13 protein-coding genes are annotated in these 13,508 nt (G+C 57.1%); 8 read left to right on the top strand and 5 right to left on the bottom strand.

Annotated elements, in window-relative coordinates; all coding sequences use genetic code 11:
* The first annotated feature begins 85 nt into the window (after positions 1 to 85).
* Positions 86 to 1,210, top strand: a complete 1,125-nt coding sequence (gene recA / locus QEP12_RS05990; protein ID WP_219163214.1) for a recombinase RecA — start codon at positions 86 to 88, stop codon at positions 1,208 to 1,210.
* A 68-nt stretch (positions 1,211 to 1,278) separates the two neighbouring features.
* Positions 1,279 to 1,734 (top strand): recombination regulator RecX, encoded by a 456-nt coding sequence (recX, locus tag QEP12_RS05985; RefSeq protein ID WP_284213668.1) that lies wholly within the window; start codon positions 1,279 to 1,281, stop codon positions 1,732 to 1,734.
* Between the two features lie 31 nt (positions 1,735 to 1,765).
* On the opposite strand, the gene QEP12_RS05980 is transcribed toward recX, so the two are convergent.
* The 3 genes from QEP12_RS05980 to argC form a co-directional block, all read right to left on the bottom strand.
* Positions 1,766 to 3,034, bottom strand: a complete 1,269-nt coding sequence (locus tag QEP12_RS05980; RefSeq protein ID WP_284213667.1) for an MgtC/SapB family protein — start codon at positions 3,032 to 3,034, stop codon at positions 1,766 to 1,768.
* 34 nt (positions 3,035 to 3,068) lie between these two features.
* Positions 3,069 to 4,046: an aromatic amino acid DMT transporter YddG gene (yddG, locus tag QEP12_RS05975; protein ID WP_284213666.1), complete on the bottom strand. Its 978-nt coding sequence runs from the start codon at positions 4,044 to 4,046 to the stop codon at positions 3,069 to 3,071.
* 176 nt (positions 4,047 to 4,222) lie between these two features.
* Entirely contained in the window at positions 4,223 to 5,155 is a 933-nt protein-coding gene (gene argC, locus QEP12_RS05970; RefSeq protein WP_284213665.1) for an N-acetyl-gamma-glutamyl-phosphate reductase, read from the bottom strand.
* Between the two features lie 342 nt (positions 5,156 to 5,497).
* Between argC and sucC the strand changes: the two genes are divergently transcribed.
* The 5 genes from sucC (at position 5,498) to QEP12_RS05945 (ending at position 10,990) form a co-directional block, all read left to right on the top strand.
* Complete coding sequence (gene sucC, locus QEP12_RS05965) at positions 5,498 to 6,658, top strand: ADP-forming succinate--CoA ligase subunit beta (protein WP_174863287.1); 1,161 nt, start codon at positions 5,498 to 5,500, stop codon at positions 6,656 to 6,658.
* Positions 6,659 to 6,678: 20 nt separating this feature from the next.
* Complete coding sequence (sucD, locus tag QEP12_RS05960; RefSeq protein WP_174863286.1) at positions 6,679 to 7,578, top strand: succinate--CoA ligase subunit alpha; 900 nt, start codon at positions 6,679 to 6,681, stop codon at positions 7,576 to 7,578.
* Between the two features lie 216 nt (positions 7,579 to 7,794).
* On the top strand, positions 7,795 to 8,478 hold the full coding sequence (locus QEP12_RS05955) for a TerC family protein (RefSeq protein WP_284213664.1): 684 nt from the start codon (positions 7,795 to 7,797) through the stop codon (positions 8,476 to 8,478).
* Between the two features lie 355 nt (positions 8,479 to 8,833).
* Complete coding sequence (locus QEP12_RS05950; protein ID WP_174863285.1) at positions 8,834 to 9,343, top strand: pilin; 510 nt, start codon at positions 8,834 to 8,836, stop codon at positions 9,341 to 9,343.
* A 138-nt stretch (positions 9,344 to 9,481) separates the two neighbouring features.
* Complete coding sequence (locus tag QEP12_RS05945) at positions 9,482 to 10,990, top strand: O-antigen ligase family protein (RefSeq protein WP_284213663.1); 1,509 nt, start codon at positions 9,482 to 9,484, stop codon at positions 10,988 to 10,990.
* A gap of 24 nt (positions 10,991 to 11,014) precedes the next feature.
* Here QEP12_RS05945 and moaC read toward each other — a convergent pair whose 3' ends face one another.
* Entirely contained in the window at positions 11,015 to 11,515 is a 501-nt protein-coding gene (gene moaC / locus QEP12_RS05940) for a cyclic pyranopterin monophosphate synthase MoaC (protein WP_431308066.1), read from the bottom strand.
* A 132-nt stretch (positions 11,516 to 11,647) separates the two neighbouring features.
* Between moaC and QEP12_RS05935 the strand changes: the two genes are divergently transcribed.
* Entirely contained in the window at positions 11,648 to 13,186 is a 1,539-nt protein-coding gene (locus tag QEP12_RS05935) for a M48 family metalloprotease (RefSeq protein WP_431308065.1), read from the top strand.
* Here the strand turns inward: QEP12_RS05935 and QEP12_RS05930 are convergent.
* A complete protein-coding gene (locus QEP12_RS05930) occupies positions 13,160 to 13,507 on the bottom strand; it encodes a phage holin family protein (RefSeq protein ID WP_174863282.1) in 348 nt (115 codons plus the stop codon). The two genes, QEP12_RS05935 and QEP12_RS05930, sit on opposite strands and share 27 nt — an antisense overlap.
* Position 13,508 lies beyond the last annotated feature (1 nt).

Raw genomic sequence — 13,508 nt, 5'->3', positions numbered from 1 at the left:
ACACTACTGTTCAAGCATCCAGCCTGTGAACAACCACAGGGGGTGCACTTGTGAAGTCCGCCCTCTCTTTCTTCAAGGAAACGCCATGAACGCCGTCGCACGCAACACCCCTGACGCCAACAGCGAAAAATCCAAAGCACTGGCCGCCGCGCTGGCCCAAATTGAAAAGCAATTTGGCAAAGGCACCATCATGAAGCTGGGCGAAGGCGAAGCGATTGAAGACATCCAGGTGGTGTCCACTGGCTCGCTGGGGCTGGACATTGCCTTGGGCGTGGGTGGCTTGCCCCGTGGCCGGGTGATTGAAATCTACGGCCCCGAATCTTCGGGCAAGACCACGTTGACGCTGCAAGTGATTGCCGAAATGCAAAAACTGGCCGGCACGTGCGCCTTCATCGACGCCGAGCACGCGCTGGACACCGGCTACGCCCAAAAGCTGGGCGTGAACCTGAACGACCTGTTGATCAGCCAGCCGGACACCGGCGAACAAGCGCTCGAAATTTGCGACAGCCTGGTGCGCTCGGGCGCGGTCGATCTGATCGTCATCGACTCGGTGGCGGCTTTGGTGCCCAAGGCCGAAATTGAAGGCGACATGGGCGACAGCCTGCCCGGTTTGCAAGCTCGCTTGATGAGCCAAGCCCTGCGCAAGTTGACGGCCACCATCAAAAAGACCAATTGCACGGTCATTTTCATCAACCAGATCCGTATGAAGATTGGCGTGATGTTCGGCTCGCCCGAAACCACCACCGGCGGTAACGCGCTGAAGTTCTACGCCTCGGTGCGTCTGGACATCCGCCGCACCGGCACCATCAAAAAGGGCGACAACGCGATTGGTAACGAAACCAAGGTCAAGGTCGTCAAGAACAAGGTATCGCCTCCCTTCAAGACCGCCGAGTTCGACATTCTGTTTGGTGAAGGCATCAGCCGCGAAGGTGAAATTTTGGACATGGCGGTCGAAGCCAAGCTGCTGGAGAAATCTGGCGCCTGGTACGCCTACAACGGCGAAAAGATTGGCCAAGGCCGTGACAACGCCCGCGAGTTCCTCAAAGAAAACCGTGCGCTGGCCATCGAAATTGAAAACAAGGTGCGCGAAAGCCTGGGTATCAGCTTGGTAGCCACGGGTGAAGGCGATGCACCCAACAAACCAGCCAAGGGCAAAAAGGCCGACAAGACAGCCGCCAGTGCTGCCGACGAAGACGGCGTGATCGGTTAATCAAGTTCAGCATCAAAAAGGCTGCTGGCGCTTACCTATCAAGCGTCAGCAGCTATTTTTTTAATACCATGGGTTTTCACAAGCTATCACTGACGGGCCGTGCCCTCAAACTGCTCTCACAGCGCGAACACTCGCGACTGGAGCTGGAGCGCAAGCTGGCACCGCACGTGGAAGAAGGGGAAGACCTCGGTGCCGTGCTGGACGCGCTGGAAGCCAAAAACTTCATCAACCCCGAGCGCGTAGCGCAATCGGTGCTGTACCGGCGCAGCAGCAAACTGGGCACCAGCCGCGTGCTGCAAGAGCTGCGTAGCAAAGGGTTGGATGACGACACCGTGCGCGCTGCGGCCGAGCAACTCAAAGACACCGAGCACGCGCGCGCCTGGGAGGTCTGGCTGCGCAAGTTTGGCGAGGTGCCCACCACGCCGCAGGAACGCATGAAGCAGATGCGCTTTCTGGCCAGCCGTGGCTTTGGCGGCGAGGTGGTCAACAAGGTGGTGCGCGGCCAAGCGCCGCAAGCCGACTAAACGCCGCAGCCTCCCAAGCACCGCGGCACACTCAGCCAACCAGCAAACCCAGGCTGCCGCAGACCACCATCACCAGCAAACCACCGATCACCCAAGCGCCATAGCGCCAGCCCCCGCTGGCCAAGGCCAGCACACCTTTGCTAACGCAACTGGCCGCCAGCACGGCCCCAATGCCCCAGCGCGCCACCTCCACTTGCATGCTGCCGTTGGCAAACAATTGCGCCACCCCTGCGGCAGCGGCCTGCACTTCGGCCAGCGCCACCATCACCGCCGCCGCCAGTGCGCCGGCATGCCCAAACCTGTGTCCCAACCACGCTGCCAGCAACGACACGCCGGCAATCAAGCCGGCAATCAGCAAAGCATGCGTCAGTTTGAAAGCTCCGGATTTTTCGGGCGCCTGCACATGGGAGGCATCGGCATGGACATGGGTATGCGCCTTGGCCAGCAGCACCGCCGTCACCGCCAGCAAGCCCAGCACCGCCCCCGCAAAGCCCCATTGCACGGCTTGCAACAAGGCAGGCGACACCGTGGCAACCACGGCCACAAACAGCAGCAGTGAGGCCAAATTGGCCAGCAGCGCCGCTGCCGCACAGGGCAGGGTCAGGCGCTGGTCCGCTTGGGCTTGCTGGCCCAAGCTGGTGACTGCCGCTGTCGAAGACGCAAAACCCGCACAAAACCCGGCAATGGCCAGTCCCCAGCGCGCCCCCAGAATGCGCTGCGCAAAGTGGCCCACCATGCCCACCGCCATCACCAGCACCACAATGCGCCAGACCATCATGGGGCTCACGGCGCCCCAGGGGTCGATGGCTTCGCTGGGGAGCAAAGGCATCACCACCAGTGCGGCGGCCCCCAGCAGCAGGGCATCTTGAATTTCTTTTTCACTGATCCATTCGCGGCTGATTTTTTGCAGCGGCGCCTTGGCCTGCAACAAAATCGCCACCACCACGCCCAAGGTGGCGGCCAGCGCGGGCTCTTTGGCCGCCAGGCCACCCAGCACCATCACCATGAGCACGGCCACCTCTCCGGTCATGCCAGGGTCGTCCTTGGCACTGAGCAGGTAGGTGGCCAGCGTCAGCGCCGCCATCGCCACCAGTGCGGCAATGAACACCGGTACGCCCAGCTGCCAGCTGATACAGCCCAGCAACGCCACCAGCGCGTGCGTGCGCGTCCCCGCAGGCAACAGATGCGGCGGCTGGGTGCGCTCGCGCACCACACCAATCATCAGGCCAATGCCCAAGGCGGTCAGCAAGGCTGTGCTGGTGTGGCTCCAGTCCAAATCCATCACGTTTTTCAGATCCATGCAGACAGCCCCCCGTGCGACCAAGTAGCGCAGATTATGAGCGGCTACGCGTAGCGGCCCAGCAGACCAAAGAACCCGCCGTGACCAAGACCACGCCCTGCCAAAACGGCAGGCCCGGCTGCACCGCCAGCCACACGCTGGCCCACAGCGAAGACAGCACGGGCGTGAAATACGAGCCCGCGGCCATCACCGCCAGATTGCCGCGCTGAATGCCGTGCTCCCAGCAGCCGTAGCCCAGCGCAGTCAGCGCGCCAATGGCCAGCACCTGCGCTGCGGTGCCCCAACTCCAGCGCATGGGCACGGTATCCAGCGCCAGCCACTGCACCCACAGCAGTGCCGCCGTGAGCAGCAAAAACAAACCCACACCGTTGAACCCGCCGCCGTGCATGCGCGCCAGCACCGAATACGTGGGCCACATCAACGCCGCGCCAAAGGCCAGGGCGTAGGCCAGCGGGTTGGCCGCCATGTGCGCGGCAAAGCTGTACCACCACGGCCCAGCAGGCCCCGCCGCCGCATTGCCATCAGCACCCACCACCAGCACCAGCCCCCACAGACACAGCGCCACGCCGGGCCACAGCCACCAGCGTGCCTGCTGCTGGCGGCACAGCACGGCCAGCACAATCGTCAGGCAGGGCCACAGGTAGTTGATCATGCCCAGCTCCATGGACTGGGGGCGGTCATGCGCCAGCCCGATCGCGACCGACAGACAGATCTCATAGCACGCAAACAGCAGCCCGCACACCACCAGATACACGCGCGAGATGCCGCGCAGCTGCGCAGGCGTGGGCAGTCCTTGGACCAGCAGCACCAACACCGCGCTGACACTGTAGAGCACCGCCGCACCGCCCAGGGCACCCAGCGCCTCAGCCACCGAGCGCATCAGGCCGACGGTGGCACTCCAGCACAGCACGGCCACCAACCCCACCAAGGTGGCGCGCTGTACGGCAGCCGGTGTGACTGAAATGGGCGCCACCGAAGCGGCGGCAGCAGAAGCAGGGACGGAATCAGACATGCATTCAACCAAAGTAGTAAAAAAAGTAGCTGCCCGCGCTGGATAAACAACGGCTTCAATGCGTTATCCACTCAGAAACCAAGCCACACAATCGCAGGCAGCTATATTTTTCTAAAGCGCACATTCGTAAAAAAAGCGGCCCGCAGGCCGCTTTGCACACAGGGCAGACGCGCAGTTTACAAACCCAGCATCAGTTGCAAATTCTGTACCGCGGCGCCGCTGGCGCCCTTGCCCAGATTGTCCAGACGCGCAATCAGCACGGCCTGGCGGTATTGCTCATTGGCAAACACGCGCAGCTCCAGCTGGTTGGTGCCCGCCAGGGTGTCGGCGGCCAGCTTGTTGTCGGCCGTGGGCGGCAGCACCTTGACCCAGTTGGCCGGGGTGTTGGTCTGGGCGTAGTGGCTGGCCAGGGCGTCGTGCAGATCGGCGGCCTTGGGCGCGCCGGGCAACAAGTCCAAGTGCAGGGGCAGTTGCACCAGCATGCCCTGGGCGTAATTGCCCACGGCGGGGATGAACACGGGGCGGCGGGTCAGACCGGTGTAGCGCAAGATTTCGGGGATGTGCTTGTGTGACAGGCCCAGCGCGTAGGCTTCGTAGGGCGCGGCGCCGCCCGCCTCGTAGGCCTCGATCATGCTGCGGCCACCACCGCTGTAGCCCGACACGGAAGGCAGGCTCAGGCCGCAGTCTGCCGGGATCAGGCCCGCATCCACCAGCGGGCGCAGCAGCGCGATCGCGCCCGTGGCGTAGCAGCCGGGGTTGGACACGCGGGTGGCCGTCTTCACAGCGTCCAGCTGGCCGGCGCACAGCTCGGGGAAGCCATAGACCCAGCCCGGCGCCACGCGGTGCGCGGTCGAGGCGTCAATGATCTTGATGGCGCGGCCGGTCTCGGCGGTGATGCTGTCCACCATGGCGGCCGTTTCCTGGGCCGCATCGTCGTGCAGACACAGAATCACCAAGTCCACGTCGGCGATCAGCGCGCGCTTGGCGGCCGGGTCTTTGCGCAGCTCGGGCGCAATGCTGACCAGCTCCACGCCAGCCATCCCCTGCAAGCGGTCACGAATCTGCAGACCCGTGGTGCCGGCTTCGCCATCAATAAAGACTTTGGACATTACTCAATGCTCCCGCGCCCCTTGGCGCATATCTGTATCTGTGCCGCGTGCTGCGGCGCCATCAAAAAAACGGATTGTCGCTGCTGCACCGGCACTGCAGGCAAAAAAAATTCTTTGCGCAGGAAATATACGGGTTAACCCTGATTTTTCACTGTTGACGAGCCCTGCTTTCTACGTGATGACTTACGTATAAACATACGTAGATCCCACCAAACAAAGCACTTTTTGGTTGCATTGCAGCATGGTACATTCTTCGATTGCCATGTCATACGAGCCCGGCTCCGCATGTTTAGGCAGCAGGAAAACGGGCATTTCTCCCTCCGTTTCAGAGAGACAAGACTCATGAAGATTCATGAATACCAAGGCAAGGAAATCTTGCGTCAATTCGGCGTGCCCGTCCCCCGTGGCATTCCGGCATTCACCGTCCAAGAAGCTGTAGAGGCAGCACAAAAGCTTGGCGGCCCCGTGTGGGTGGTGAAGGCGCAGATCCATGCTGGTGGCCGCGGCAAGGGCGGCGGCGTGAAGGTGGCCAAGTCCATCGACGACGTCAAAGCACTGGCCGAACAAATTCTGGGCATGCAGTTGGTCACACACCAGACTGGCCCCGAAGGCCAAAAAGTGCGCCGCCTGTACATCGAAGACGGCGCCGACATCAAGAACGAACTGTATGTGTCCCTGGTGACCGACCGCGCCACCCAGAAGGTGGCCCTGATCGCTTCGAGCGAAGGCGGCATGGACATCGAGGAAGTGGCCCATTCCACCCCCGATAAGATCATCACCGAGATGATCGACCCGCTGACCGGCATCACCGAAGCGCAATCGCGCAAGGTAGCCGCTGCCATCGGTCTGGAAGGCAAGTCCATCGACCAAGCCGTAGACATCTTCGCCAAGATCTACAAGTGCTACATGGACACCGACGCATCGCTGGTGGAAATCAACCCCCTGAACTGTGACTCCAAGGGCGACCTGATGGCGCTGGACGCCAAGTTCAACTTTGACCCGAACGCCCTGTTCCGTCACCCAGAAATCGTGGCCTTCCGCGATCTGGACGAAGAAGACGCTGCAGAAGTGGAAGCCTCCAAGTTCGACCTGGCCTACATCTCGCTGGACGGCAATATCGGCTGCCTGGTGAACGGTGCTGGCTTGGCCATGGCCACCATGGACACCATCAAGTTGTTCGGCGGCGAGCCTGCCAACTTCTTGGACGTGGGCGGCGGCGCCACCGCTGAGAAGGTCACTGAAGCCTTCAAGATCATGCTCAAAAACCCTGAAGTCAAGGGCATCTTGGTCAACATCTTCGGCGGCATCATGAAGTGCGACACCATCGCCAACGGCGTGGTTACCGCTTGCAAGGCCGTGAACCTGAGCGTGCCGCTGGTCGTGCGCATGAAGGGCACCAACGAAGAGCTGGGCAAACAAATCCTCAAGGATTCTGGTCTGCCCATCATCGCTGCCGACACCATGGCCGAAGCAGCGGAAAAAATCGTTGCCGCCGTTAAGTAATACGCCCCGGAGATAAAAACATGTCGATCTTTATCAACAAAGACACCAAGGTCATCACCCAGGGCATTACCGGCAAGACCGGTCAGTTCCACACTGAAAAGTGCCAGGAATATGCGAACGGCAAGAACTGCTTCGTGGCCGGCGTGAACCCCAAGAAGGCGGGCGAGCGCATTTTTGACATCCCAATTTTTGGTTCCGTCAAAGACGCTGCCAAAGAAACCGGCGCCACCGTTTCCGTGATCTACGTGCCACCAGCAGGCGCTGCAGCTGCTATCTGGGAAGCCGTAGAAGCCGACCTGGATCTGGCGATTTGCATCACCGAAGGCATCCCAGTGCGCGACATGCTGGAAGTGCGCAACAAGATGAAGGCCAAGGAAGCCGCTGGCGGCAAGAAGACCTTGCTGCTGGGCCCCAACTGCCCCGGCTTGATTACGCCTGACGAAATCAAGATCGGCATCATGCCTGGTCACATCCACAAGAAGGGCCGCATCGGCGTGGTCTCGCGCTCCGGCACCCTGACCTATGAAGCCGTGGCCCAGCTGACCGAACTGGGCATTGGCCAGTCCTCCGCTGTCGGTATTGGTGGTGACCCCATCAACGGCCTGAAGCACATCGACGTGATGCGCGCTTTCAACGACGATCCAGACACCGACGCCGTGATCATGATCGGTGAAATCGGCGGCCCCGACGAAGCCGAAGCCGCCATGTGGTGCAAGGCCAATATGACCAAGCCTATCGTGGGCTTTATCGCTGGTGTGACAGCGCCTCCCGGCAAGCGCATGGGCCACGCCGGCGCGCTGATCTCCGGCGGTGCCGACACGGCCGACGCCAAGCTGGCCATCATGGAAGAGTGCGGTTTCACCATCACCCGCAACCCCTCCGAAATGGGCCGCCTGCTGCAAGGTTTGCTGAAGAAGTAAGCCCGCAGCACACGCTGACCTGACTACCAAGAGGCCGCACCGATCCGCTCGGGGCGGCCTTTTTCTTTGGGGCTTGCGTCTGCGCGCTTTACGTCGTTACGCAAAACTACGCACGCTCTGGCCAATCGCCAGGCGTAAACTGCCCACTCCCCAAAAAAGGATGCGCCAGCCTGTGCGAACCGGCTGGCGTTTTCCATTCATAACAGTGGAGTAAATATGGAGTTTTTGAACAGTGCCGATTTCTGGATCGGCTTGGTGAAGATCGTCTGGATCAACATCATTCTTTCTGGCGACAACGCCGTCGTCATCGCCCTCGCAGCGCGCTCGCTGCCCCCCGCGCAGCAAAAGCAAGCCATCATGTTTGGCTCGGGCGCTGCGGTGGTGCTGCGCATTGTTTTGACGATTGTGGCCGCCAAGCTGCTGGAGCTGTCGTTCCTGCAAGTCGTGGGCGGCTGCCTGCTGCTGTGGATTGGCTACCAGCTGCTGACCGGTGAAGAAGACGGCGAAGGTGAATCCAAGGGCCATGGCTCCATGTTCGCCGCCATTCGCACCATCTTGATTGCCGACCTCGTCATGAGCCTGGACAACGTGATTGCCGTCGCCGCGACCGCCCAAGGCAATATGGTGCTGCTGATCCTGGGGCTGGCCATCAGCATTCCCCTGGTGATCTTTGGCTCCACCTTGATGATCAAGCTCATGGAGCGCTTCCCGGTCATCATCACCCTGGGCGCGGCGCTGATCGGCTGGGTAGGCGGTGAAACCATCGTCAACGACAACCTGCTGCACGGCTACACCATGGCCCACCCTTGGCTGCATTACGCTGCCGCCGCTGCGGGTGCCACGCTGGTGGTGGCCGTTGGTAAGTGGATGCAAGGCCGCCAGGCAGCAGCCAACGCATAAACACGTCTCTGGCGAGAGCACGCCAAACCACCCCAAGGGCGCCAGAGGCGCCTTTTTGTTCCACAAAAACAAGAGCGCTTTGCGCAGCATGTAAAAGCATTTAAACCATCTTTTGCCTTGAATCAGCCAAAGGACAAGCACCGAAAGCTACACTTTAGATAGCAATACAGATACGTCTTGTACAGATGACAAAAACGTCACCTCCAGCCGACCTCATCACGTCAAAAGTGACATTCCTCGTCGAATTGCAAGCAAATTTTGCAGATTTTGACGCTTGCGCTGTAGGACAGAGCTGGCACACCGATTGCTCTGTAGAAGGCGTACTTTCTTTTTCTTCACTCCAAGGAGCTTTTTTATGAAGCGTACGATGCAAAAGGGTTTCACCCTGATCGAACTGATGATCGTGGTGGCGATTATTGGTATTTTGGCTGCGGTGGCTTTGCCTGCTTATCAAGACTATACAAAGCGTGCTAAGTTGTCCGAAGTGATTTTGGCAGCAACTGCTTGCCGTACATCAATCTCCGAAGCTTCCCAGACTGGCTTTGCGTCTGCTCTGTCGACTACTGATCAATTTGGTTGCGGCGAAGGAGGCAGTGCCGCCTCTCCTATTAGCCAATACGTCTCCCAAATTTCCACTAGTACAGCAGGCGTCATCACTGTAACTGCGCGCGGAATTTCCTCCGATGTCAATACAGGTACTATTGTGATGACTCCCTATATAAATGCAGATGCATCAACTGCCGCAACTACTGCATCCTTTGTTGCTGCAACTGCAGCGCCAATCCGTGCTTGGAAATGTGCTGCCGGCACAGGTGGTTCTGTGACTATTCCTGCAAAACTTCTTCCAGCCAGCTGCCGCGGCTAATTTAATTTAGCTTTAACCAAAGGCTTCTCTGGCTTACGCCGAGAGGCCTTTTCCATTATGCTATTTAAAATCAGTTTAATAATAATTTTACTTGCGTGGTGTGTGCCGAATCTAGCGCATCCTTGGGGTGGTTTCTGGATGGAAACAACTGCTGTATTTGGCTTGCTAATTTGCATAATACCCCTACTTCCCAAAAACATAAAAATAAACAGAGCGTCAGTTATATTTTTAATTTCAATGATATTTCTAATAACTTTTGATCTCACAAAAAGATCAAATATTTATTATGGGGATTACATTTTAGGAGCTGGTTATTTTTTAATTTTTTTCCTAAGCGTCCTAGTTGGAATTAACATCAACGAAAGAGTTGATTTGTTTTTTTTTATTGTAATTGCATTTGCAGTCATATCCTCATTGCTAGCACTGACACAATGGCTGGCTCCCGAAATAAAAAACCTTTATATCCGAGAAGTTCCTTATGGCGGCAGGGTCTTTGCTAATACAGGACAACCTAACCATTTAGCTACAATGCTAGCACTAGGGGTCGCATCCACGCTAGCAGTCACGCACAAAATTTCTAAAAACTTTCAAATTTTTTTAATATTTATTCTTGCTTTTGCAACTTCCTTAACACAATCAAGAACTGGAATTCTGCAATTTTTTGCAATTTCTTTTTTTACCTATATTCTGAGTGAAGGGGGAATTAAAAAAAAAATTACACTGTTATTCCCATCTATTTTTATATTAATATCTACATATTTAGTAAGAGAAATTTCATTCAGAACTGAACTACCTATCCCCAGAGATATTCTGGAAACAGGAGTTCAATCCATCAGAACCACGCATTGGCTATCTCTCCTTGAAGCGTTTCTCAAAGAACCTCTGCTAGGATATGGGTGGCTACACACAGCTGAAGCCCATTTAATAGGTAGCAACAACGCAGGAAAAGAGTTAATTTTAAGCTATGCACACAATATTATTTTTGATTTTTTCTTATGGTTTGGCATCATCGGAGGTGTTACTTTTATTTTAACATTCATACTTTTTTTTGTTGACTTTAACTCAACAAAAGAAATTAAAAACCCTCAGATAATTGGATTTACTGGATTCTCAATATTTTTCATTCATTGCTTATTAGAATACCCCTTCTCTTATCTTCATATATTAATTCCTGCATCTATATTTTTAGGAATTTCTTTACAAAATTGCGAAAGCAATTTTTTATTAAAATTTAAATATAAAGCATTCTTATTTTTCATTACTTCATTTGTTTTTTTAATTACTTTAATAGATTACTCAAAATCCATAAAATCAATTGAGGCGATGCGTTTTGAATACTTGGGAATAATTAATAAAAAATCAGAAATCAAAGAAAACAAAATAATCATCTTGGATCAATTGGAGGGTTGGATGAAGAACTCGTACAAATTACCATCAAAAGAAATTGGAGAAAAAGAATTAATCGCTTACGAGAAAGCAGCCTTACGATATGGAACAAATAGACTTATTTTACATGCTGCCCTAGCAAACAACTATCACGGGAAAATCAAAGAGAGTAAATATTTTATTAATAACCTTTGCAAAATAAATACTAGCAGGGAGTGCGAAAAATACAAAATTTTGTATGAGAGCTTGAAAAACAAATAATCCGCAGGCTGGTAATTGGCATTATTAATTTATATCCGACTTTCCACCCAACTTCTCCAGCACCCGCACGCCGTCCATGACCATGCTTTTATCCACCGCCTTGCACATGTCATAAATGGTCAAAAGGCTGATCTGGACTGCGGTGAGTGCTTCCATTTCCACACCGGTCTTGCCATGCAGCTCCACAGTAGCTTCACAGCGCACGGCGTTCTCGGCGGGGAGCACTTCAAAATCCACCGCCACACGCGTCAAGGCCAAGGGGTGGCACAGCGGGATGAGATTGCTGGTTTGCTTGGCGGCCATGATGCCGGCGATACGTGCCACGCTCAGCACATCGCCTTTCTTAGCGGTGCCTTTTTGAATGATTTCCAGCGTGGCTGGCTGCATCACGATACGGCCTTCGGCCACGGCCACGCGGTGTGTCGGCGCTTTGCCGCCCACATCCACCATATGGGCTTGGCCGTGGGCGTCAAAGTGGGTCAGGCCGTCATTGGGGAGGTAGTTTTCGCTCATGGTCTTCGACATATTCAGGGCTTGAGGGGCTGCCAGGTCCTGGCCGATGCGGTGACATGCATGTAAAGCTGGGAACACTGGCGCAATGCAGGCATCATAAGAGGCTCCTCTTGCCTCAGACGGCCTTGTGCCTTTTGCTTGCCCATGACTTCTGCACTGTTGCGCCTTGCTGCCCCTGTTCTTCGCTCCAGCGTACTGGTGCTGGCCTTGGGTGTTCCTATGTGGCACACAGCGCCTGCGCAAGCGCAAATTGCGCTGCCCAGCATGGGGGATGGGGCCGATCTGACTACCAGCGAAGAGCGGCGCTTGGGTGACCGCATCATTCGCTCGCTCTACCGCGACCCAGACTACATTGACGACCCACAGCTGCACGCCTATGTGATGGGCATCTGGCAACCCCTGGTGCAGGCCTCCAAGGCGCGCGGTGATTTGTCTGCAGAGCTGCAAGAGCGCTTTGCCTGGCAGGTGCTGCTGGGGCGCGATAAAAGCATCAACGCGTTTGCGCTGCCCGGCGGCTATCTGGGCGTACATCTGGGACTGATTGGTGCGGTGTCCAGCAGTGATGAGCTGGCCACCGTCATGGCCCACGAGTTGACCCACGTCACGCAGCGCCACATTGCGCGCATGTTTGGTGAAGAGAAAAAGAACATGCCGCTCTTGATTGCGGGCATGGTGCTGGGCGCCTTGGCAGCCAGCAAGAGCCCGGACGCGGCGAACGCAATGATCGTCGGGGGGCAAGCAGCGGCCATTCAAAACCAGTTGGGCTTTTCGCGCAGCATGGAGCGCGAGGCCGACCGCATTGGCTACAGCCTGCTGGCGCCAGCAGGGTTCGCGCCTCAAGGGGCCGTGAGCATGTTTGAAAAGCTGCAACACGCCAGCCGCCTGAATGACAACGGCAGCTGGCCCTACCTGCGCAGCCACCCGCTGACCACCGAGCGTATGGCCGACATGCAAACCCGCGTGCCGCACGGCCACACACAGCCCCCGGTGCCCACCATGGAGCACGCCATGATGGCGGGGCGCGCTCGTGTGCTGAGCCGCCCCGGGATTGACACGCTGCGCCAGTGGACGCAACTGCCCCAAGCGCCGGGGTTTGCCCGGCTCAATGCCAATGACCAAGCGGCCCAGCTGTATGTGGCCACGTTGAGCCAGATGGAGCTGAAAAACCTGGCCGATGCGCGCAAGGTATGGAACCAGCTGTCTGCCCACGTACAGGCGCAGGGCGATGCAGCCGCCAAGCAGCAAGTGCGCTGGCTGGGTGCGGAGCTAGAGCTGGCCGCCCAGCAGCCGCAAGCCGCGCTGCAGGTGCTCGGTATTGCCGATTTGCGTGGCCCGCAGCCACGGCCCACGCTGGTGCTGGGTAGCCAAGCGTTGATTGCCACAGGCCAAGCCAGCAAAGTCTCTGACCGCCTGCAGTCGTGGGTGGTGGACCAACCCAACGACGCCACGGCATGGCGCTTGCTGGCACAGGCGTGGCAGGCACAGAACCAGAGCTTGCGCGCCGTGCGCGCAGAAGCAGAGGCCCATGTGGCGCATTACGACTATGCCGCTGCCATCGATCGCTTTAAAGCCGCACAAGACTTGGCGCGCCGTGGCCAAGGCGACCACATTGAAGCCTCGATTGTGGATACGCGCCTGCGCGCGGTAGAGGCGTTGTTACGGGAACAGGCGCGCGAGAAGTGACTCGATCGCCATGCCCAGCAGCGAATAAAGGATTGCGCCCCACACTGCGGCCCAAAAGCCGCTCACATGCAAGCCGCCCAGCAGCCCTGAGGCGGCCCAAAGCATCAATCCATTGATCACAAACAGGAACAGGCCCACGGTGACCACGGTGACCGGCAAGGTCAACACCACCAAGAGGGGGCGCACCAGGGTGTTGAGCAAGCTGATGACCACCACCGCCAGCAAGGCAGAGCCATAGCTTTGCACCTGGACACCACTGAACACGGCGGCGACCAGCAGCAAGGCACCCGCACTCAGCAACCATTTCAGTAAGAGTTTCATG

This window comes from Comamonas jiangduensis (assembly GCF_030162955.1).
GTDB lineage: Bacteria > Pseudomonadota > Gammaproteobacteria > Burkholderiales > Burkholderiaceae_C > Comamonas > Comamonas jiangduensis.
Note: the sequence above shows the minus strand (reverse complement) of the source record. Positions and strands in the feature narration are given on the sequence as shown.